This window comes from Stenotrophomonas sp. SMYL8 (assembly GCF_036320065.1).
Lineage (GTDB): Bacteria > Pseudomonadota > Gammaproteobacteria > Xanthomonadales > Xanthomonadaceae > Stenotrophomonas > Stenotrophomonas maltophilia_A.
This window is the reverse complement of the sequence record NZ_JAWIRR010000011.1, coordinates 22,114-42,693: the sequence shown is the minus strand read 5'-3', so window position 1 is coordinate 42,693 and position 20,580 is coordinate 22,114. Positions and strand designations below refer to the sequence as shown.

General features: G+C 63.4%; 17 protein-coding genes and 2 pseudogenes. 10 read left to right on the top strand and 9 right to left on the bottom strand.

Features of this window, described 5'->3' with window-relative positions; translation table 11 throughout:
- Positions 1-18 precede the first annotated feature (18 nt).
- The 4 genes from V3B25_RS10925 to V3B25_RS10910 form a co-directional block, all read right to left on the bottom strand.
- Positions 19-3,195, bottom strand: coding sequence for an efflux RND transporter permease subunit (locus tag V3B25_RS10925; protein ID WP_134952122.1), 3,177 nt, complete (start codon positions 3,193-3,195; stop codon positions 19-21).
- Positions 3,192-4,499: an efflux RND transporter periplasmic adaptor subunit gene (locus V3B25_RS10920; RefSeq protein WP_164171306.1), complete on the bottom strand. Its 1,308-nt coding sequence runs from the start codon at positions 4,497-4,499 to the stop codon at positions 3,192-3,194. The genes V3B25_RS10925 and V3B25_RS10920 overlap by 4 nt, the downstream gene beginning before the upstream one ends.
- Positions 4,500-4,922: 423 nt before the next feature.
- Positions 4,923-5,300, bottom strand: a complete 378-nt coding sequence (locus V3B25_RS10915; protein ID WP_134952144.1) for a metalloregulator ArsR/SmtB family transcription factor — start codon at positions 5,298-5,300, stop codon at positions 4,923-4,925.
- Positions 5,301-5,343: 43 nt separating this feature from the next.
- On the bottom strand, positions 5,344-6,432 hold the full coding sequence (locus tag V3B25_RS10910) for a cation diffusion facilitator family transporter (RefSeq protein ID WP_134952143.1): 1,089 nt from the start codon (positions 6,430-6,432) through the stop codon (positions 5,344-5,346).
- Positions 6,433-6,656: 224 nt separating this feature from the next.
- Here V3B25_RS10910 and V3B25_RS10905 point away from each other — a divergent pair, with 224 nt between their 5' ends.
- Positions 6,657-6,914 carry a metal-sensing transcriptional repressor gene (locus V3B25_RS10905; RefSeq protein WP_019396551.1) on the top strand — a complete coding sequence of 86 codons (258 nt, stop codon included), beginning with the start codon at positions 6,657-6,659 and terminating at the stop codon, positions 6,912-6,914.
- 9 nt (positions 6,915-6,923) lie between these two features.
- On the top strand, positions 6,924-8,222 hold the full coding sequence (locus V3B25_RS10900; RefSeq protein WP_149909468.1) for an MFS transporter: 1,299 nt from the start codon (positions 6,924-6,926) through the stop codon (positions 8,220-8,222).
- A 50-nt stretch (positions 8,223-8,272) separates the two neighbouring features.
- Here V3B25_RS10900 and V3B25_RS10895 read toward each other — a convergent pair whose 3' ends face one another.
- A complete protein-coding gene (locus V3B25_RS10895) occupies positions 8,273-8,629 on the bottom strand; it encodes a metalloregulator ArsR/SmtB family transcription factor (protein ID WP_049462207.1) in 357 nt (118 codons plus the stop codon).
- Positions 8,630-8,868: 239 nt separating this feature from the next.
- Between V3B25_RS10895 and V3B25_RS10890 the strand changes: the two genes are divergently transcribed.
- The 4 genes from V3B25_RS10890 to V3B25_RS10875 all read left to right on the top strand — a co-directional run bounded on the left by V3B25_RS10890 (position 8,869) and on the right by V3B25_RS10875 (position 13,189).
- Positions 8,869-11,364, top strand: a complete 2,496-nt coding sequence (locus tag V3B25_RS10890; RefSeq protein WP_134950776.1) for a heavy metal translocating P-type ATPase — start codon at positions 8,869-8,871, stop codon at positions 11,362-11,364.
- A gap of 15 nt (positions 11,365-11,379) precedes the next feature.
- Positions 11,380-11,859, top strand: coding sequence for a Cu(I)-responsive transcriptional regulator (gene cueR, locus V3B25_RS10885; protein WP_049462209.1), 480 nt, complete (start codon positions 11,380-11,382; stop codon positions 11,857-11,859).
- A 15-nt stretch (positions 11,860-11,874) separates the two neighbouring features.
- Entirely contained in the window at positions 11,875-12,213 is a 339-nt protein-coding gene (fdx, locus tag V3B25_RS10880; protein ID WP_008786744.1) for an ISC system 2Fe-2S type ferredoxin, read from the top strand.
- 217 nt (positions 12,214-12,430) lie between these two features.
- Entirely contained in the window at positions 12,431-13,189 is a 759-nt protein-coding gene (locus V3B25_RS10875; RefSeq protein ID WP_049462210.1) for a glutaredoxin, read from the top strand.
- A gap of 77 nt (positions 13,190-13,266) precedes the next feature.
- Here the strand turns inward: V3B25_RS10875 and V3B25_RS10870 are convergent, their stop codons facing one another.
- Entirely contained in the window at positions 13,267-13,458 is a 192-nt protein-coding gene (locus tag V3B25_RS10870) for a heavy-metal-associated domain-containing protein (protein WP_049462211.1), read from the bottom strand.
- Between the two features lie 100 nt (positions 13,459-13,558).
- Positions 13,559-13,675, bottom strand: coding sequence for an Lrp/AsnC ligand binding domain-containing protein (locus V3B25_RS10865; protein WP_239684509.1), 117 nt, complete (start codon positions 13,673-13,675; stop codon positions 13,559-13,561).
- 19 nt (positions 13,676-13,694) lie between these two features.
- On the opposite strand from V3B25_RS10865, the pseudogene V3B25_RS10860 reads away from it, so the two are divergent.
- Together V3B25_RS10860 and V3B25_RS10855 are read left to right on the top strand one after the other, a co-directional pair.
- Positions 13,695-14,093: pseudogene (locus tag V3B25_RS10860) on the top strand (CopG family transcriptional regulator); the annotation flags it as partial.
- Positions 14,090-14,251 (top strand): annotated as a pseudogene (locus tag V3B25_RS10855) (P-type conjugative transfer ATPase TrbB); the annotation flags it as partial. The pseudogenes V3B25_RS10860 and V3B25_RS10855, both read left to right, overlap by 4 nt.
- 1,017 nt (positions 14,252-15,268) lie before the next feature.
- Here the strand turns inward: V3B25_RS10855 and V3B25_RS10850 are convergent.
- Both V3B25_RS10850 and V3B25_RS10845 read right to left on the bottom strand, forming a co-directional pair.
- A complete protein-coding gene (locus tag V3B25_RS10850; RefSeq protein WP_049462236.1) occupies positions 15,269-16,042 on the bottom strand; it encodes a histidine phosphatase family protein in 774 nt (257 codons plus the stop codon).
- Positions 16,043-16,963: 921 nt separating this feature from the next.
- Complete coding sequence (locus tag V3B25_RS10845) at positions 16,964-17,359, bottom strand: hypothetical protein (RefSeq protein ID WP_134950773.1); 396 nt, start codon at positions 17,357-17,359, stop codon at positions 16,964-16,966.
- Between the two features lie 264 nt (positions 17,360-17,623).
- Here V3B25_RS10845 and V3B25_RS10840 point away from each other — a divergent pair, with 264 nt between their 5' ends.
- Together V3B25_RS10840 and V3B25_RS10835 are read left to right on the top strand one after the other, a co-directional pair.
- Positions 17,624-17,932: a hypothetical protein gene (locus V3B25_RS10840; protein WP_049462213.1), complete on the top strand. Its 309-nt coding sequence runs from the start codon at positions 17,624-17,626 to the stop codon at positions 17,930-17,932.
- 210 nt (positions 17,933-18,142) lie between these two features.
- A complete protein-coding gene (locus tag V3B25_RS10835; protein WP_223224733.1) occupies positions 18,143-20,536 on the top strand; it encodes a transposase in 2,394 nt (797 codons plus the stop codon).
- The last annotated feature ends 44 nt before the right edge of the window (positions 20,537-20,580 follow it).

The window sequence follows — 20,580 nt, the reverse complement described above, 5'->3', positions numbered from 1 at the left end:
CGTATGTCCTCCTGGCCGTCATGCGTGCTGGTCGGTCATGCCGACACGGGCATGGCGCGCTTCGCGGCGCAGCGCCAGCTTGCGCACCACGACGTAGAACACCGGCGTCAGCACCAGGCCGAATACCGTCACGCCCAGCATGCCGGCGAACACCGCGATGCCCATGGCGTGGCGCATCTCGGCGCCCGCACTGCTGGCCAGCACCAGCGGCACCACGCCAGCGATGAAGGCGAACGACGTCATCAGGATCGGGCGCAGCCGCAAGCGCGCGGCTTCAAGCACGGCTGCCAGCGGATCGGCCCCTTCGCTTTCCTTCGCGCGGGCGAACTCCACGATCAGGATCGCGTTCTTGGCGGCCAGGCCGACCAGCACCACGAAACCGATCTGCGTGAAGATGTTGTTGTCCCCCCCAGAGAGCCAGACGCCGGCGATCGCCGAGAGCAGCGCCATGGGTGCAATCAGCAGCACAGCGAACGGCAGCGACCAACTGTTGTACTGGGCCGCCAGGAACAGGAAGGCGAGCAGCACCGCCAGCGCGAAGATATAGATAGCAGTATTGCCAACTCGCTTTTCCTGGAAAGTCAGGTCCGTCCATTCGTAGGTCATACCGTCCGGCAGCGATTCGCTCACGATCTTCTCAATCGCGGCGGTGGCCTGGCCGGATGAGTAGCCCGGCGCTGGCCCGCCGCTGATGTCGGCCGAGGGGAAGCCGTTGTAATGCATCACCCGGTCGGGGCCGGAACTGCGCTCGATGGTCGCGATCGCGCTCAGCGGGATCATGTCGCCCGCTGCATTGCGCACCTTGAGCATGCCTATGTCCTCAGCCTGCATGCGGAACTGCGCATCGGCTTGGGCCATTACCCGGTAGGTGCGACCGAAGCGGTTGAAGTCGTTGACGTAGAGCGAGCCAAGGTTGACCTGCAGGGTGTCGAACACCTCGGTCAGCGACACGCCCTGCGACTTGGCCTTCACCCGGTCGATGTCCACCTGCAACTGCGGCGCATTGGTCTGGAAGCTGGCGAGCATGTTCGCCAGCTCGGGCGCCTGCATGGCCTTGCCCATGATCTGGCCCTGTGCTTGTGCAAGCGCCTCGGGACCCAGGCCCGCCCGGTCCTCAATCTGCAGCTTAAAGCCGCCCATAGAACCCAGGCCCGGCACCGGCGGCGGCGGGAAGATGCCGACGAAGCCGTCCGGGATCTGGCTGAACTTGCCCATGAGCTTGCCCTGGATGGCGAAGGCCGACAGCGACGGGTCCTTGCGCTCATCGAAGGGCTTGAGCATGGCGAACATCAGCGCGGTGTTCGGCTGGTTCACCGGTCCATTGACCGACAGGCCCGGGAAGGCCACCACGCTCTCGACGCCCGGCTCAGCCAGTGCGATCTTGGTCATCTCCTTGACGACCGCCTCGGTGCGATCCAGCGAGGCGCCGGTCGGAAGCTGGGCGATGCCCACGAGGTAGTACTTGTCCTGGGCGGGCACGAAGCCCGCAGGCACCTTGTGGAAGCCCAGCCAGGTCAGGCTCAGGAAGCCGACGTAGAGCAGCAGCACGATGGCGCTGCCGCGCACCGCGCGGCGCACGCCCCCGACGTAGGAATTCGAGGCGCGGTCGAAGAAGCTGTTGAAGCGGCGGAAGAAGCCGCCGAACACGCCATCGATGATGCGCGTGACGCGATCGGGCTTGGCCGCGCCGTGGTGCGGCTTGAGCAGGATGGCGGCCAGCGCTGGCGACAGCGTAAGCGAGTTGATCGCCGACAGGATGGTCGAGAACGCGATGGTTAGCGCGAATTGGCGATAGAACTCGCCCTGCAGCCCCGACAGGAACGCCGAGGGGATGAAGACCGCTGCCAGCACCGAGGTGATGGCCAGGATCGGGCCAGTCACTTCATCCATCGCCTTGCGCGCCGCGTCCTTGGGTGATTCGCCCAGCGCTATGTGGCGCTCCACGTTCTCCACCACCACGATGGCGTCATCCACCACGATGCCGATGGACAGCACCAGTCCGAACAGCGACAGTGTGTTCAGCGAGAAACCGAACATGTGCATCACCGCGAACGTGCCGACCAGCGAGACCGGCACGGCGATCAGCGGGATGATCGACGCGCGCCAGGATTGCAGGAACAGCACCACCACGATCACCACCAGGAAGATGGCCTCCAGCAGCGTGACGGCGACGGACTGGAGCGAGGCGCGCACGAAGACCGTGGGGTCGTAGGCGACGCTATACTCAATGCCGTCGGGGAACTTGGCTTGAAGTCGGTCCATTGCCGCGCGCACCGCGCTAGACACATCCAGCGCGTTCGCGCCCGGGCTCTGGATGATCTGTATCCCCACCGCCGGCTCGCCATTGAGCAGGCTGCGCAAAGAGTAGGAATCGGCCCCCATCGAGATGCGGGCGACATCCCGCAGGCGAGTTACCTGGCCGTCGGCGCCCGTCTTCACGACGATCTCGCCGAATTGCTCCTCGCTCGACAGTCGGCCCAGAGTGTTGACCGTGACCTGGAACGCCGCCGAGGCATCCGGCTGCTGACCAACCGAACCAGCGGCAACCTGTATGTTCTGCTCGCGGATGGCGGCAACCACGTCGCTCGCGATCAGCCCACGAGCAGCGACCTTGGCGGGTTCGAGCCAGACCCGCATCGAATACTCCCCGGCGCCCCAGACTAGGACATCGCCGACGCCTGGCGTACGAGCCAGCTCATCCTTCACATGAAGTGTGGCGTAGTTGGAGACGTACAGCGGATCATATCGACCTCCAGGCGAAAGCAAATGCACCACCATGAGAACGTCCGGCGACGTTTTCTCGGTGACAACACCGATGCGCTGAACTTCAGGCGGTAGGCGCGGCAACGCCCGCGAGACCCGGTTTTGCACCTGGATCTGCGCAATGTCGGCGTTGATATGCTGCTCGAAGGAGACGGTGAGCACCATTTTCCCGTCGGTGGACATCTGAGACTGCATGTACATCATGCCTTCTACGCCGTTGATCGCCTGCTCCAGCGGTGATGCCACGGTATCGGCGATCACTTGCGGGTTGGCACCGGGATAGCTAGCGGTGACCTGCACCGTGGGAGGCGTGACCTGCGGGTATTCGCTCAGCGGCAGCTGGAAGTAGCTGATCGCGCCCGCGATCAGCATCAGCAGCGACAGGACGATGGCGAAGACCGGCCGGTTGATGAAGAAGCGGGGGAAATTCATTTGCGGGCCTCCGCCGAGCCGGCCGCGCCGTCAGCCTTGGCGGGGTCCGCGCCACCGGCCTTGGCAGGCGCCGCAGCGGGAGCCGGAGCGTTTGCCGCAGCCTTGGTCGCGCCGGCCGCGCCTGCGGCCGGTGCCGCGGGCGCCTGCATGGGCACCATGCGCGGCGTGACCGCCATGCCGGGGCGCACGAGGCCCTTGATGATGATCTTCTCACCGGCCTGCAGGCCGCCGTTGATGACGCGCAGCCCGTCCACCACCGGCCCCAGTTCGATGGGCCGGTACTGGGCCTGGTTGTTCTCGCCCACAACCAGCACGTAGTTGCGCCCTTGGTCGGTGCCCACGGCCTGATCGTCGATCAGGACGGCCTCGCGCGCCGCGCCGGTGGACAGCTTGGCCCGGACGAACATGCCGGGTGCCATGCGCCCATCCGGATTGGGCACAACGGCGCGCACGCGGATCGTGCCGGTGCTTCGGTCAATGGTGTTGCCCACGAAGTCGAGCGCGCCCCTGTGCGGGAAACCCTTGTCCGTGGTCAGCCCGACCTGCACGGGCAGCGAGGCCTTGCCGCCGGCGCCCGCAGCGGGCCGCGAGCGGCTCACGACGTTGAGGTACGTGGCTTCGTCGATGTCGAAGTACACGTGCAGCGGGTCGATGGACACGACCGTGGTCAGCAGCGTGGCCGCGCCGGCGACACCGCCGCTGACCAGGTTGCCCTCGGTCACGAGCACGCGGTCAACGCGCCCGGCGATGGGCGCCGTGACGCGGGCGTAGGACAGATCCAGCCGCGCCGCAGCGACGGCGGCCTTGGCCGCTTGCACCTGGGCCTGGCGCGCACTGCGCGCGGAGACGGCATCGTCGTAGGTCTTGCGCGCGACAGCGCCGGTCGCCACCAGGCGCTCGGCGCGGTCGAAGTCGGCCTGGGCCTGACTGGCCAGCACCTCGGCCTGTTGCAGTTGCGCCGCAGCCGTGTCGAGCGAGACCTGGAACGGCCGGGGGTCGATCTGGAACAGCAGTTGTCCCTTGCGCACCAGTCTGCCCTCGGGGACGCTCACAGCATCGACGGCGCCGCCGACCCGCGAGCGCAGCTCGACGGTCTTGGGCGCGGCCAGGAAGCCGGTGTACTCGGCCGATGGCGCGACCGTGCGGGTGATGACCTCGGCCACGGGCACCTGCGGCGCCATCGGCGCGTCCGCCGGGGGTGCCGCGGCCTTGCCCTCGTCCTTGGCGTCGCGGGCGGCAATCGCTATGCCCCCGACGGCTGCGATGACGCCTGCCACCACAACGATTCTGATTTTTTTACGCATGGAAGTGCCCCTTTCTTGGATGCAGGACTCCGGCCCTTCCGAAGCGCTCTGCAGAAATTTGTGTGGAGGCTGGGCGTTACAACGAAGGCAAGGTCAAGCCCTTTGGGTTGCCCTAGCGGGCAGGCTGCATGGACAAGGTGGTGGGGAACCCCGCGTCGTCGCCGTGGCCACTCCGACATCCAGCTCACGAATGCCGTTATGCGGTTGAACCGGTCGGTCTTGTGGGTGATTGCGAGCGCGGGAGGCTCAGGCGTCCAAGCTGCCGCCGCCCATTGCTGTGCCTGCGCGGCATCCCGGCGCCCAGGCAGGGCCCGCGATTCAGGCTGTTGCGCCCAGGCCGCATCGAGGACGTCCTTGAGGCTAACCGGCGGCGTGGGTACCGGCGCCTCGCAACCTGCCATTCGCCTGGGTGCTTGGGCCTGGTCAGTCGTCGGCTTTGTCCTCGGAAATGTGGACCGCCATGTCCTGCAGCACCTGGCTGACGTGCTGGTCCGCGATGCTGTAGAAGATGTGCTTGGCTTGGCGTTCGCCGCGCACGAGGCGCGCTCCGCGCAGCAGCCGCAGGTGATGGCTGACCAGAGACTGCGACAGGTCGAGCGCTTCGGCGATGTCCCCCACGGCGACCGAGCCATGCATGCACTGCAGCAGGATCTTCAATCGCGATTGGTCGCCCAGCAGGCGGAAGGTCTCGGCCAGAACAGCGACGTCACTTTGCGACATTGCGAGGGCATCGGTCGCCGCGTCGTGGCTGGTGGTCGAGCATTGCGCGGTGTCGGCGCTGGTGGTTTCGCGGGACGTCATGGATGCAAATCCTCAAGTGGAGTGCGAGCCGGCTCGCGCGGCCTCAATGCCTGTGACCAGGAGCGGAATGGTCGTGGTCATGGCCGTGGCTGTGCCCGCCGCCATGCTTGTGATTGCCATGATCATGGCCGCTGTGGTCATGACCGCTGTGATCGTGGCCGCTGTGGTCCTGACGCTCCGACGTGGGCTGCAAGCTGCAGACGTTCTCGTCGGTGCCCGAGTTCCAGTCGATCCCGACCGTGGCGTGTTCGATGCTGAATTGCTCTCGAAGCACCGCTTCGACGCGTTTGACCACGGCGCGTGCTTCCTCGTCCACGTTGGGGCGAACGTGCAGCGTGGCCATCGTGCGCCCGGAGGTGAGCTGCCACACGTGAACGTGGCTGACGGCCGCCAGGCCCGGCACGGCGCCCATCAGGCCTTGCTCCACCTTCTCCGGCGAAGCATCCTCCGGCGCGCCTTCCAGCAGGATGTGGATCGACTTGGCGAGCAGCTTCCATGCGCTGCGCAGGATCAGCGCCGCCACCAGGACCGACAGGATGGGATCTATCGGCGTCCAGCCCGTGAGGTAGATGACGATCGCAGCGACGATGGCGCCGACCGAGCCGAGCAGGTCGCCCATCACGTGCAGGATGGCCCCCTTCACGTTGACGTGATCGGTCTCTCCGCGGGTCATGATCCACAGCACGAGCACGTTCACCAGCAGGCCGAGCACGGCGACGATCATCATCGGGCCGGCAAGGATCACGGGCGGCGCCTGCAGCCGCTCCCACGCCTCGTAGGCGATCCAGGCGACGATCGCGAACAGGGTCACGGCGTTCAGGAAACCGGCGATGACCTCGAAGCGCAGGTAGCCGAAGGTGCGCTTGCTGTCGGCCGCGCGGCGGCCGAACCGGAATGCTGCGTAGGCCAGTGCGAGCGCCGCGGCGTCGGTCAGCATGTGGCCCGCGTCGGCCAGCAAGGCCAGCGAGCCCGACAGCACGCCTCCGACGGCCTCCACAACCATGAAGCCGAAGATCAGGAAAAAGGACAGCAGGACCTTGCGCTCGTTGGCGCTGGTCACGGTCGGGGTGTGGTCATGATCATGGTCGTGATCGTGATCGTGACCATGGTCATGTGCGTGGGATTGGGACATGGGGCCTCGGGAAACTGGGTCTTTGACTGTGGCTCAAAATATAACACATGAATATGTGTTCATGTGAATTGATTTGCACATTTGTGTCCGCGTCTCACCACGGCCGGGATGCCGCTCCGGGCAATTGCCTTAGCCTGGCTCGGCGACCATTCCCCACGCCTGGCAAGCAGCCGTTGATCTAACATCCAGTGGCAATATCCCCCCTGGGGGGATATGATTTCAGCATGGAAGACATGCATAAGCACACCACCCATCCCGACCTGGTGAAGCGGCTCAAGCGCGCCGAGGGGCATCTGCGGCACGTCATCGGGATGATCGAAGGGGGAGAAACCTGCCTCGACATCGCCCGCCAGCTCGCGGCGGTGGAAAGCGCGGTGACGGCGGCCAAGCGCGTCCTGATCCACGACCACATCGACCACTGCCTGTCCCATGACGAGGACTCCGTTCTGACCGAAATGAAGGCGCTGACCAAACTGCTCTGAGGCCGTCCGATGCTCTCCGTGCTGAAGAACCGCACCTACCGCCACCTGTTCACCGCCCAGGTGATTGCGCTCGTCGGCTCCGGCCTGATGACGGTGGCGCTCGGCCTGCTGGCCTACGAGCTGGCCGGCGCGGATGCAGGCGCGGTGCTCGGGACGGCGCTGGCCATCAAGATGCTGGCGTACGCGGGGGTCGCGCCGGTCGCGCAGGCCTTCGCCGACCGGCTCCCGCGGCGCTCGCTGCTCGTGGCGCTGGACCTCGTGCGAGCGGCCGTCGCGCTGTCCCTGCCCTTCGTCACCGAGGTCTGGCAGATCTACCTGCTGATCTTCGTTCTGCAGGCGGCGTCCGCCGGCTTCACGCCGACCTTCCAGGCCACCATCCCGGACATCCTTCCCGACGAAGAGGACTACAGGAAGGCGCTGTCGCTGTCCCGGCTGGCCTACGACCTGGAAAGCCTGATTTCCCCGATGCTGGCCGCCGCGCTGCTGACCGTCATCAACTTTCACAACCTGTTCGCAGGAACGGTGCTCGGTTTCCTCGTTTCAGCCGCTCTCGTGGTCAGCGTGCGGTTGCCCACGTCCGTCCCCGGCCGGCGCCGCGGCATCTGGGAGCGAACGACGCGCGGCACGCGCATCTACCTCGCCACGCCACGCCTGCGGGGCCTGCTGGCGATCAGCCTGGCCGTCTCGGCGGCAGGCGCGATGGTGTTCGTGAACACGGTGGTGCTCGTGAAGGCGCGTTTCGGCCTGGGCGAAGTCGAGGTGGCGTGGGCACTGGCGGCGTTCGGAGGCGGCTCGATGGTGGCCGCCTTCGTCTTGCCGTCCCTACTGGAGAAAGTAGCCGACCGACCCGCGATGCTCACCGGCGCCGCTGTCCTCGTCGTGGGCACGGCGATCGGCGCACTGCTGCCGAGCTATGTGCTGTTGCTGCCGCTGTGGCTGGTGATCGGCTTTGGCTACAGCGTGGCGCAGACGCCATCCGGCCGTCTTCTGCGCCGCTCGGCCCACGCCGAGGACCGTCCAGCGATCTTCGCGGCCCACTTCGCGCTGTCGCACGCCTGCTGGCTCATCTGCTACCCGCTGGCCGGACGCTTCGGCGCGGCCACGGGGCTGCAATCGACGTTCGTCGTCATGTCCTTGATCGGCCTGGCTGGCGTGGCGCTGGCGCTTCGGCTGTGGCCGGCCAGCGACCCGTCGGACTTGGCCCATGACCATCCGAACCTGTCGGCGGATCACCCCCACTTGCGTCAGCACGCGAACCAAGGCGGGCACCATCACGTGCTGGTCGTGGATGACTTGCACCGGATCTGACCGAAAGGATAGGCCTCACGGGACGCGGTAAGGGCTGTTTCGCACCAAGGCTAGTCGTCGCTGTTGTCCTCAACGATGTGGATGGCCATGTCCAGCAGCACCTGGCTCACGTGCTTGTCCGCTACCTCATAGAAGATCTGCTTGGACTGGCGCACGCCCCTGACCAGACGGGCTCCACGCAACAGTCGAAGGTGATGGCTGACCAACGACTGCGAGAGTTCGACGGCTTCCGCGATGTCGCTTACCGACGTGGACCCCTTCATGCAGCACAGCATGACCTTGAGCCGCGACGGATCGCCCAGGAGCCGGAAAGTCTCGGCCAGGATGGTCACGTCATTCTGTGACAGGGAGGCCAGATCGGTGCTTGGGCCCTTCGGTGGGGCACTGACTGGTTTGCGTGGAGTCATCTCTCAAAAATTCCTACCCTCGAACGGCTGTTCGTGCCCTTCAGGATCAACGAGGCTGCGACCGCTTGAGCGCGCGCACAGCCCGGGACCAGGGCGAGCCTGGCGACCAAGGCCCCTCGTTTCCCCCGTGCGCCGGGCCATTTCTGAAACCTGACAGTACCCGAAAAAAGCGCTTGACCTTCCCACGATGGTAAACCCCAAGCTCCCCCCGTGTCGAATATCAACTATGGGAAACAACCATGAGCATGCCAATAACGAGTGATGCTCGTGCCACCGCAGCAGCGATCAGCCTACCCATCGAGGGCATGACCTGCGCGAGCTGCGTCGGCCGAGTCGAGGCCGCCCTGGCCAAGGTGCCGGGCGTGGACAGCGTTTCCGTCAATCTCGCCAACGAGCGGGCGGACATCCGCCTGGCCGGTCCTGTCGATCGCATCGCGTTGATCCAGGCGGTCGAGAAGGTCGGCTACGACGTGCCGGCTGGCACCGTCGAACTGGCGGTCGAGGGCATGACCTGCGCCTCCTGCGTGGGCCGCGTCGAGAAGGCACTCAAGGCCGTGCCCGGCGTCACCGAGGCCACGGTCAACCTCGCGACCGAGCGTGCCACCGTGCGCGGCGTGGCCGCCGTGGCGGACCTGATCGCGGCCATCGAGAAGGTCGGCTACGAGGCCAACCCGGTGGATACCGGCGCGCAGGCCGACGAGGAAGCCGCCGAGAAGAAGGACGCCGAGCGCGCCGAACTCAAGCGCGACCTGACCCTGGCCGCCGTGCTGGCGCTGCCTGTGTTCGTGCTCGAAATGGGCTCGCACATGATTCCCGGCATGCATGAGTGGGTGGCTTCCACCATCGGCATCCAGCAGAGTTGGTATCTGCAGTTCGTGCTGACCCTGCTGGTGCTCGCCATTCCGGGCTGGCGCTTCTACGAGAAGGGCTTCCCGGCGCTGTTCCGCCTGGGTCCCGACATGAACTCGCTGGTCGCGGTCGGCACGGCCGCGGCCTTCGGCTATTCGATGGTCGCCACATTCGCGCCCAGTCTGCTGCCGGCCGGCACGGTGAACGTGTACTACGAGGCGGCCGCCGTCATCGTGGCGCTGATCCTGCTGGGCCGCTTTCTTGAGGCACGGGCCAAGGGCCGCACCTCCGAGGCCATCAAGCGCCTGGTCGGCCTGCAGGCCAAGGAGGCGCACGTGCTGCGCGACGGCCGCATCGTGGACATCCCGATCAACGACGTGGCGCAGGGCGACATCGTGGAAGTGCGCCCCGGCGAGCGCGTGCCGGTCGATGGTGAAGTGACCGAGGGCCGCAGCTTCGTGGACGAGTCGATGATCACCGGCGAGCCGATTCCCGTCGAAAAGGCGGAAGGCAGCACCGTGGTCGGCGGCACCGTCAACCAGAAGGGTGCGCTGACGCTGCGTGCCACCGCCGTGGGCGGTCAGACCATGCTGGCGCAGATCATCCGCATGGTCGAGCAGGCGCAAGGTTCCAAGCTGCCGATCCAGGCCGTGGTGGACAAGGTGACACTGTGGTTCGTGCCCGCCGTCATGCTGGCCGCCGTGCTGACCTTCTTGGTCTGGCTGGTGTTCGGCCCGTCGCCCGCGCTGTCCTTCGCGCTGGTCAATGCCGTGGCGGTGCTGATCATTGCCTGCCCGTGCGCCATGGGTCTGGCGACGCCGACCTCCATCATGGTCGGCACGGGCCGCGGCGCCGAGATGGGCGTACTGTTCCGCAAGGGTGAAGCCCTGCAACTGCTCAAGGACGCCAAGGTGGTGGCCGTGGACAAGACCGGCACGCTGACCGAGGGCCGCCCGGTCCTGACCGACCTGGAGATTGCCGACGGCTTTGACCGCAACCAGGTGCTGGCGAAGGTCGCCTCTGTCGAATCGCGCTCGGAGCATCCGATCGCACGCGCCATCGTCGAGTCGGCCGTGGAAGGTGGCATCGCGCTGCCGACGATGACCGACTTCGATTCGGTCACGGGCATGGGTGTGCGTGCCACCGTGGACGGCGCGCGTGTCGAGGTCGGTGCCGATCGCTTCATGCGTGAGCTGGGTTTGGACGTGAGCGGCTTCGCTCGCACGGCCGAGCGCCTGGGCAATGAGGGCAAGTCGCCGCTGTACGCCGCGATCGACGGCCGACTGGCCGCCATCATCGCGGTGGCCGATCCGATCAAGTCCAGCACGCCCGTGGCCATTGCCGCGCTGCACCAGCTCGGCCTGAAGGTGGCGATGATCACCGGCGACAACGCGCGTACCGCGCAGGCCATCGCCAAGCAACTGGGCATCGACGAGGTGGTGGCCGAAGTGCTGCCCGAGGGCAAGGTCGAAGCCGTGCGCCGCTTAAAGGCCACCCACGGCCAGATCGGCTACGTGGGTGACGGCATCAACGATGCGCCGGCGCTGGCCGAGGCCGACGTGGGCCTGGCGATCGGCACCGGCACCGACGTGGCGGTGGAGTCGGCCGACGTGGTGCTGATGTCCGGCAACCTGCAGGGTGTGCCCAACGCCATCGCGCTGTCCAAGGCCACCATCGGCAACATCCGCCAGAACCTGTTCTGGGCGTTTGGCTACAACACGGCCCTGATCCCGGTAGCTGCTGGCGTCCTATACCCCGCATACGGTGTGCTGCTGTCCCCAATTTTCGCGGCCGGAGCGATGGCGCTGTCCAGCGTGTTCGTGCTCGGCAACGCGCTGCGCCTGCGCCGCTTCCAGCCGCCGCTGGCGGCGGATACCGCTCATTGAGAAAGGAGGAACACCATGAACATCGGTGAAGCATCCAAGGCCTCGAAGGTCTCGGCCAAGATGATCCGCTACTACGAGCAGATCGGCTTGATTCCCCCGGCCGACCGGAACGATTCGGGCTACCGCGCCTATAGCCAGGACGACGTACACCGGCTGCACTTCATCCGGCGTGCGCGCGACCTCGGCTTCTCGGTGGCCGAGATCACGGACCTGCTGGGACTGTGGAACGACAAGTCGCGCCAGAGTGCCGACGTCAAGCGCCTGGCGCAGCAGCACATCTCCGAGCTGGACCGGCGCATCGCGAGCATGTTGGAGATGGCCGAGACGCTCAAGGCGCTGATCCGGTGCTGCGCCGGCGACGAACGGCCCGACTGCCCGATCCTGCACACGCTGGAGCAACTCGATACCAGCGACGACGAGCCCGAAGCGCGCACCGGCGCCGTGCCACGGCGTACAAGTGGCAACGCAGCGGCAACGAAGCCGCGTGCGCACTGAGCAGCCGGGAGAGACATGCCCAAGATCACCGTATTGCCCCATCCTGAACTGGCGCCCGAGGGCGCCGAGCTGAACGTGCCGGTCGGCACCTCGATCTGCGAGGCGCTGCTAGACAACGGCATCGAGATCGAACATGCCTGCGACATGAGCTGCGCCTGCACGACCTGCCACTGCATCGTGCGCAAGGGGTTCGATTCCCTCAACGAGGTCGAGGAGTGCGAGGACGACCTGCTTGACCGGGCCTGGGGGCTAGAGGCGCAATCGCGCCTGAGCTGCCAGGCCATCGTGGCGAACGAGGACCTGACCGTCGAGATCCCGAAATACACGATCAACCATGCCAAGGAGAACCACTAGGACCCAGCGTGCCGCCGCGGGCGCGCCGGCCTGCGGCGGGGTTGCTCTGGCAGACGGAGGACTGACGGCGTTGCAGCCTGACGACCGACCCGCGAGCCAGATGTCTACACCCCCTTGCACCACCGCCGGTTAGGCTGGAAATGTCGTCAAAGTCCTTCAATCCGTGATAGTCGGCGCTGCGGCCGGCCCGTGAAAAGTCCCACAGGAGAAGTCCAGCATGTCTGCGCCCAAACAAGCCACGCTCTACCGGATGGTCATGCCCGGCCATACCTGCCCCTACGGGCTGAAGTCGCTCGATCTGCTCAACCGCAAGGGCTACGAGGTCGAGGACAAACACTTGGCGAGCCGCGAGCAGACGGATGCGTTCAAGAAGGAGCATGGCGTCGAGACCACGCCCCAGGTCTTCATAAACGGGCGGCGCGTGGGCGGCTACGACGACCTGCGCAAATTCTTCGGCATGTCCGTGAAGGACAAGAACGCCGTGACCTACATCCCTGTGATCGCGCTGTTCGCCATGGCGGCCGCGATGGCGCTGGCGGCGAGCTGGGCGGCCTTCGGCCAGCTCTGGAGCATTCAGGCGGCAGAGTGGTTCGTGGCCTTTGCCATGTGTCTCCTGGCGCTGCAGAAGCTCAAGGACGTGGACGGCTTCGCGACGATGTTCCTCAACTACGACCTGCTGGCCAAGCGCTGGGTTCGGTATGCCTATTTCTACCCGTTCGCGGAGGCCATCGCAGGCGTCCTGATGGTCGCGGGCGTGGGGATGTGGGTGTCGATTCCGTTGGCGCTGTTCATCGGGACCGTCGGGGCCGTGTCGGTTTTCAAGGCGGTCTATGTCGATCGCCGGGAACTCAAGTGCGCCTGTGTGGGCGGGGACAGCAACGTGCCGCTGGGCTTCGTGTCCCTGACCGAGAACCTGATGATGGTGGCGATGGCCCTGTGGATGTGGGCCAAGGTCGCCTACCTTGGGATGCACTGAGCGCCGCGCCAGGTACGGCACAGCGCACGTGCTCGCATCGGCCGTCCTGTGTGCAGGCCGGCCACGACGCGGTGTTACTACGCGCGCGGCGGGAAGCCAGCTTCGCTCAGGGCCGCGGCGATCTGCTCTTGCGAGGCCGAGGTCTGGACCTCGACACGGCGGGTCGGCGGGTCCGTGACGATCTTAGCGTTGGGGTCGATCGTTTGGATCGTTTTCGTAACGGTGCGGGCGCAGCCGCCGCAGGTCATGTCTTCGAGATGGAATTGCATGGAAAACTCCTTTCGGGTTTGGGTGTTTGAAGTCTGGTCCTTGCCAAGGTTGGAAGGTCAAGCGCTATTTGCATCCCCGCTACACCAATCGGCCGAATGCTCATAGGGGCAAGGCCGTGGTGCTCTTTACCCGATCCAGCACGAAGCTTGTCTTGCAGTCCTGCACGCTGGGGTGCTTGAGCAGCGTGTCGAGCACGAAGCGAGAGTAGTGAGCCATGTTCTTGACGACCACCCGCAGCAGATAAGGCGTGTCCAAATCCAGCATCGTCGCCGCCGCCTTGGCGTCCTGGCTGTCGCCGGACGCGGCCGACCAGCGCGAGGCAGCCATCGCCAAGCGATTGGATCGGCTGTCGCGCCAAGCCGAGCGCATGGAGCGCGATCAGAACATCGCCATCGAAACGCTGGCTCTGTTCATCCGCTACTACCTCACCGTCAGCACGCCGGTTCCCGAAGCGCACCAAGACGCGGCCCGCGCGCAGGGCAAGGCGCGATTCGAGCAGTTCACCGAGCAGCTTGGCCGCCACCTGATGCGCGGGCGCAGCCTGGCGCGTGACGTGGTGGAGGAACTGCACCCCGACCCGATGCGGATGGAGGACGCAGCGGCAGCCGCTCAAGCACGGGAGCGTGCGTCATGAGCGCCGTTCCCCAATCCATGAGCGCCACGTCGCTCGACCGGCGCATCCAGATGCTGCGCACGGCAATGGGGCCGCTGAACGCCACCGCGCTCGAAGACCCCGACGTCGTGGAAATCATGCTCAACCCGGACCGCACCCTTTGGGTGGATCGCCTGTCTGTAGCCACCTCGCATCCATGGCAGTGTTCGCTTCGGGTCGAATAGGGGCCCTAGCATTCCTGATCGCGTCGTCGGCGCCAGCTCGTCTGCTTTCGGCCGGAACCTACGCGTATGCTAGCAATCACAGTCCACAAAACCTTGTGGCGATTCAACTTGAATGGACTGCTATGCGCCAGCTTTGGATTGAAGACGAGTGATGTGGTCGAAGGCAGCGAGTTTCGCCTCCGCTTGAGACTTGTAGTTGCGGCGAGCGTGCAGGACAGTTGAGTCGTCTAGCGCAGCCAAGGTACAGGCCCATTCTCCGCCGCGCGGGTAAACGGTAATGCGGAATCCATCCGAAGTGATATGCGGATTCCCCTTTGCCGAAACTTTCCACGCACGCGCAGTCCAACGCTTGCGCTTTGCTGCGCGGCTTTTCATAGAGGCTTCACGGGCTCGCGAGGCCGCCAGGTCGCCTTCCATGTGGCCGGCACATACACACCCAACCTCGAGAACGTTCGGGTAATCTGGGTGCTCCATGTGATGGACGTAGCGGATGGTTTGCGACTCGCACATCTCGCAATCGATCTGCGGCTCTCCAAGATCCTCAATATCTACGCAAGTCCAGCCGCGATGCGGCACTCCGGCTACAGACCACTTGCCTCGCCTATGCGCGACCAGCTCTTATTCTGTCAGAGGATTAGTTACTGCCATAGACCCTGACTACCTAGTAGCCGGACCCTAGAGTCCGGTCAAATGAATTATTCACAGCGCACCTTGTGGCAGGCTATCCCCTGATACCGCTCGATCTTATGTCCGCTGCGTCCGGGTATCAAGCACATGCATACCCCCACCACGAACAGGGCGGGAGCGAGCCCTTCAGCGGAGGTCTCCCTGGAGTCGAAACTGGAGGCTAGCATCGCTCGGGCCGAAACCTGCCTCAGTGCCCGCTTCTGGCCAGAACCGGACGTTCTGCACGAGTAGCGAGCATGTCTGCAGAGAGATGGCGGTTAGGTGGTCGGGTCCCGACGCTGTACCTTACTTGGCTCCAGCGGGCTGATCCGACGAAGCGGTGGTTGGGGCCTCGGCCAGTTCAGGCGAAATGAAGTTGGCATGCACCAAGGCAAGCTGCCCACCTTCAGCAGCGTAGTACTCGGTGACCCCGCAGTTGGGCACATCGCCTTCGCGGTCAAGGTCGAGGATGGCATCCTCGTCCATGCCTTCTAGAAGGTATCGCATGCAATTCACAATCACTTGGTGCGCGACGATCATCACGCGTGCACCGGCGTGGTTCCGTTGGAGATCCCCGACAACGCCGCGTAGCCGCAAGATGACATCACACCAGCTTTCTCCGCCCGGTGGGCGAAAGTAGAACTTTCCAACCAGCCGTCTCTGCGCGGCCAGTTCCGGGAAGGTAGCGACGATGCCACTGGAGGTGTAGCGGTCCAGAACGCCGAACTCCTTCTCACGCAGGCGCTCATCAATGATTAGACGGTGGCCAGGGCCAAGCGCGTCGGCCACGGCTTGGGCGGTCTGCCTTGCACGCATGTATGGAGAAGTCAGCACGATTTGCGGGCGTTGGTGCTCGGCAAGTCCCAGTACCCAAGCACCCAGTGCTTGCGACTGGCGCTCCCCCAGCGAGGAGAGAGGCACGTCCGCGTCGCGGTGTTCCAACTCGATTAAGGTGATGTTATTTGCCTCAGCGTGGTCTCGCGCAACGTTTCCGGCGCTTTGGCCATGCCGTACCACCCAGATCCGCTCTGGCCACCGCGCGGCAACCCCCTCCATCGCACTGTTCTGCTGCATATCAATCTCCCGCTTATCTGTCCGGGCGTTGTAGCGGGCATAAAGTCCTGCAAACGACTGGGTTGAGACATGGTTGAGACCTTGTCGACGACCGAGCCACCTTATCCCCGCTTGACGAAAAGCCGATGTCCGCTGCAAGCGCTCCCTTTCGCAGCGAAGCGCTATGCCTTTGCCTAAGCCTCCACATCGCGCATTGTTAGCGCCGTTTCAAGGCCGGTTTAGTGTCGGCTGCATCGGGCACATGCGCGGCGCAAGAAGGAAGTTCTGTATGTCATTGGGGGAGAGCGCGACACTGTCATAGCATTCGAATTGACTGCACCCCAAGCGAAACCTTTCAACTTTGAAGTCTTCCCGAGCTGCTTCAATGCCCTCCCCCAAGCGAGAGCTGAGCTAGTCGCTCATCGATTCTTAACCGCGCCAGATCCAACCCCGTGTCATCGTTGGCGTAGGGTGAGCCAAACAACGGGACCTCTACCCACCAGCATTCCTGACCGGGGTGTACGTAAGGCGCATGATCGTCTAGCAGAAGGGCCTCCCCGGCGTGAGATGTAACAAATCGCAGGTCCTTAGTTGGTCCGTACCATGAAACGTAGTGAAGCTTCCCAAACCAGCTCGGGGCCACACCCTCCGCCACGAGAAGCCTACAGATTTCTCGCACTCTTGACTCCGGAACAGTCGTAAAGAGTACTAGCTGACTGAACTTGATCCGCATCGCTTCCAGGAACGCGAACAGGCCAGGGCGTGGGATCTGGCTGACCGCATTTGAGATCAGCGTTCCTTCTAGGTCCATTGCAAGAATGGTTGGTCTCATACATCCCTCTGATCTTTAGCCAGACCTGCACGAAAGTCAGACCGCTTCAGGTGCGCATGAACAACAGTCAGCAGTACGACCGTATTCCAGCGTCCATGGTAAATGGCACCCCTTGCCTAGGTGCTGACGTGCTGCCCATCCAAGTAAGATCGCACATCCCGAAGTTCGCGCAAGCCTCCGCGACAAATAAAATCCAGCACGGTGTTACCAGCAAACATGGGCGCCATGTTAGGTCGCCTTATCCAGCCATCCGCCTGAACGGGGTCAGGCAGAAGGATATGAAGAGCTTTGTAAATGCCGAGTAGATAGCTAATCCGCACCAGGACCTCGGCATCGATATGCTCGTAGGCCCCTCGCGCCCATGCCTCATAAAAAGCATCGGGTGGGCTTCCAAGCAAAGCTCTCTGCTGAGGTCCGGACAGTTGCCATCGCGCAGCGAGGTTGAAGAACGCTCTCAATGCTGAGCCTGAAAGCTCTTCGCGACTGAGCTCATCTGTAGGGATGGTCATCATGTACTCATCTTCCAATCAACCTCCCTTAGAGGCACATCGTGGCGCAGCACAACCCCACGCCTACAGGTGCGCCGACATCTCTTTCAACAGTCGGCAGCATGCCCATGCTAGCGCAATCCACAAACTGTATTGCGTACTAAATCATCTGACATGCCAGCCGCTGTAGCAGCATGCATATCAGATGATCTGATACGTGATCAGATAATCTGCGCCCCACAAGCAAGAAGATGTGCTCGCTGTTTGCAATATGAAAGAGAGTGAGTGATGCTCGCCTACATGGTGCCCTTGTCGATACAAACGCTAGCACTTCGCGCAACGACTCCTGACCAGCTCGCCGAGCAGGTGGCGGAGGAGTACGGGCTCTATGTCCGGCTCTCAGAAGTGTGGATGCTGCTTGGCTACAACAGCATCAGCGCGGCCAGGCGCGCGGCGTATGACAACCGCCTGGGAATAGCAACCTCGACCATTCCCGGCAGGAAGGGGCGCATGATCCGATCCAGGGATCTCGCCCAATGGTTGTTCAATGCATCACGCGGCGCAGATCCCGTAACCAGTCGGCGGACCGCTCAATGATCCCAATCTGCCCATGGAGGTCCTCCAGATGAGCTAAGAAGACTCTCTGGGGCAGAAAAGACAAACCCCGGCTGGCAGGCCGGGGTCTGTTTAAGGCGCAGCGATGAGAACCGCTATGCCGAATCTACCCCCTTACCCCGATAAGAATCAACCCCTAGGCATTCCGGGAGGGAGGCGGCTGCCCGCCTCCCAGTAGATAGGCAGGGTTCCATGAATCAAGAAGAACTGGCCCAGCGTCTGCGGGAGCATGAGGGCCTAACTGTCGAACAGCGACAGCACATCCTTGAGATGGCTAGCTCGAGTCCAGCGCGGAAGCCAGGAAAAGGCGCGCTGAACAACGTTGTGACCCACTTCAACTCAGTCAAGTGTGGCCAGCTCATCACGCTGGAGAGTCATACCGTTGAACATATGTTCGCGCTGACTCTGGAGCTGGATCCGGATGTGCTTGGCTACTTCCCGCAGGTTGCCTGTAAGGGAGTGAGACTTGGCAATCATGTAAGGAGCGGCACCTTGGATTTTCTGGTCGTCCGCACCCGTCGCATTGAGCTGGTCGAATGCAAGGCCGGCTCCGCTCGTGACAGCTTGCTTGCGGCAAAGTCCGGTGAATGGGTCGACGTCGATGGAAATCTTCAGAACCTTGCCTATGGCCCTTGGGCAAGGCAGCGCGGCATGGAGCACGTCCTGTGGCTCAGTCCCTCCCGCGTCGACACGCCACTCCGGAACCTGCAGGTCATCTATAACGAGGTGCGTATGGTACCCGCCAACGAGGCTCAAGCCTTGGGCAGACGCATCCATGCGCATCTCGCCGACGGCCCCAAGAGCCTCGATTGGATGATCGAGACTATCGAGGGATTCAACGTGAGCCAAGCGGCGCTTCTGCTTGGAACCCGCTGGGCCTTCGGTCCAGTTGAGCATGTTCCGCTCACGGACACGAGCAACTTCTTTTTGACCTTGAATCAGGCTCAGGCTATTGAGATAGGAAGCAACTTCTTTGAGGTTGCCAGGCACTCTCGCAATCAACTGAACTCTGCGTTCGCAACGGCGACGCTAGTCGACGCCACCAACGCCGAAAAGCGGCTCGCATTGATTCAATCCGCGCATGCGAAGGGTACAGCCGTCCCCAAACACCTGCGTGAGATAGCGCGGAAGGTGATCGAGGCGCGAAGCAGAGGTGACAACGAACTCGAGCAGTGCCTTACCAGGTTTCATGCAAGCGGAAACCGAATGAGCCGGCTTACCCCCGTTCAGGAGAAGCGGACGGCTGAGGCAATTCGCGCATACGCCGCAGGCAAGTATTCACAGAAGAAGGACGCATACGCTGCGCTCAAGGAGGCCTGTGAATCTGACGGCGAGTCGCCACAGAGCCGCCAGGCCTTCGAACGCAGGCTCGCTGATCCGCGCCTGGAGCTGCGTAAGGTCCTTGCAACGCAGGGAATGCGTGGCTACCAAAAGCAACGGCCGCGCTCGGACGCGCGCGACCGGTCGGGTACAGCCTTAGCTAAACATGCAGTCCTGCACGTGGACAGTACCAAAGTCGACGTGAGGGTGGTGAGCGACGATGGAATGGAAGCAAGCGCAGAGTCCCCTCTGATTTATCTAGGGACAGATGAGGCGACTGATCTGCCGATGGCGCATTCCATTGTCTTCGGGCCAGCACGGCGCGATGGTTTGGCCATCCTGATACGTGACTACGTCCGCAGACATGGACGACTGTTCAACAGCATCTTTGTCGATCGAGGAACGGAGAATCAGTCACACTTTCTCACTGCTCTGGCTTTGCGATATCAGTTCTCAATCCATATCTGCCCAACGGCAGGTTCGAGGTTCAACTCGGACGTAGAACGCTACTTTGGAAGGTTCAATTCCCAGGTCAGCCATGAGCTTGTCGGTAGCACCGATCCCGACAAGGCGGGCCGAGGCGTGGATGGGAAGTTCAAGAGCTACAAAACTGCCAAGCACCGCTTTGAAACCGTTCATACGGTTGCCAGGGAAACGCTTTATGAGCACTTCCCGAGCGTCCCTGTACAAGGCTTCGCAAGTCCGGCCGAACGGGCAGCCCACGCAGATCTTCTCTTTCCTAGTGCCGGCCTGCACGCATTGGTTGACGAAGAATTCCTCTTCAGAACCGCGATCCCGCACAGCAATAACAAGTATGTACCCGGACGAGGGTTCGAGGTGAATGGTCGGTACTTTCACTCCAATGAACTGAGGGAGCTCGACGCGTCATTCGATGTTGAGCAGCTTCGAACAGACCCGGAGGACCCGAGCTTCATCTGGGTTAGGACGAATCGTGGACTGTTCAAGGCGTTCTGCAACTTGATCGGGCCTCTAGCTAATTCCACCCTGATTGAGCGGTCATTCAGAGGTATGTATGACCAGCTCTACGCGCCATCGCTCCGCGAAGCAAAGCAGAGCGCGAGGCACGCTCAGGCGATGCGTACGGCAGCCGCGAACGCGAAGCCCAACACCGCGGCTCAACCCAAGCCGGGGGAGGCGGACTCCAGTAGCCTCCCTTCTCAATCAAATGACGCTCTTGACGAGATCGCTCTGCGCGGAATCAAGAAGCGAGCGATGGATGACTTTGACGATATTGAGTCGCCGTAGCTTGTGCAATTGGGGGCAAGCCCGCGCCAGTCATTCAAATTCAC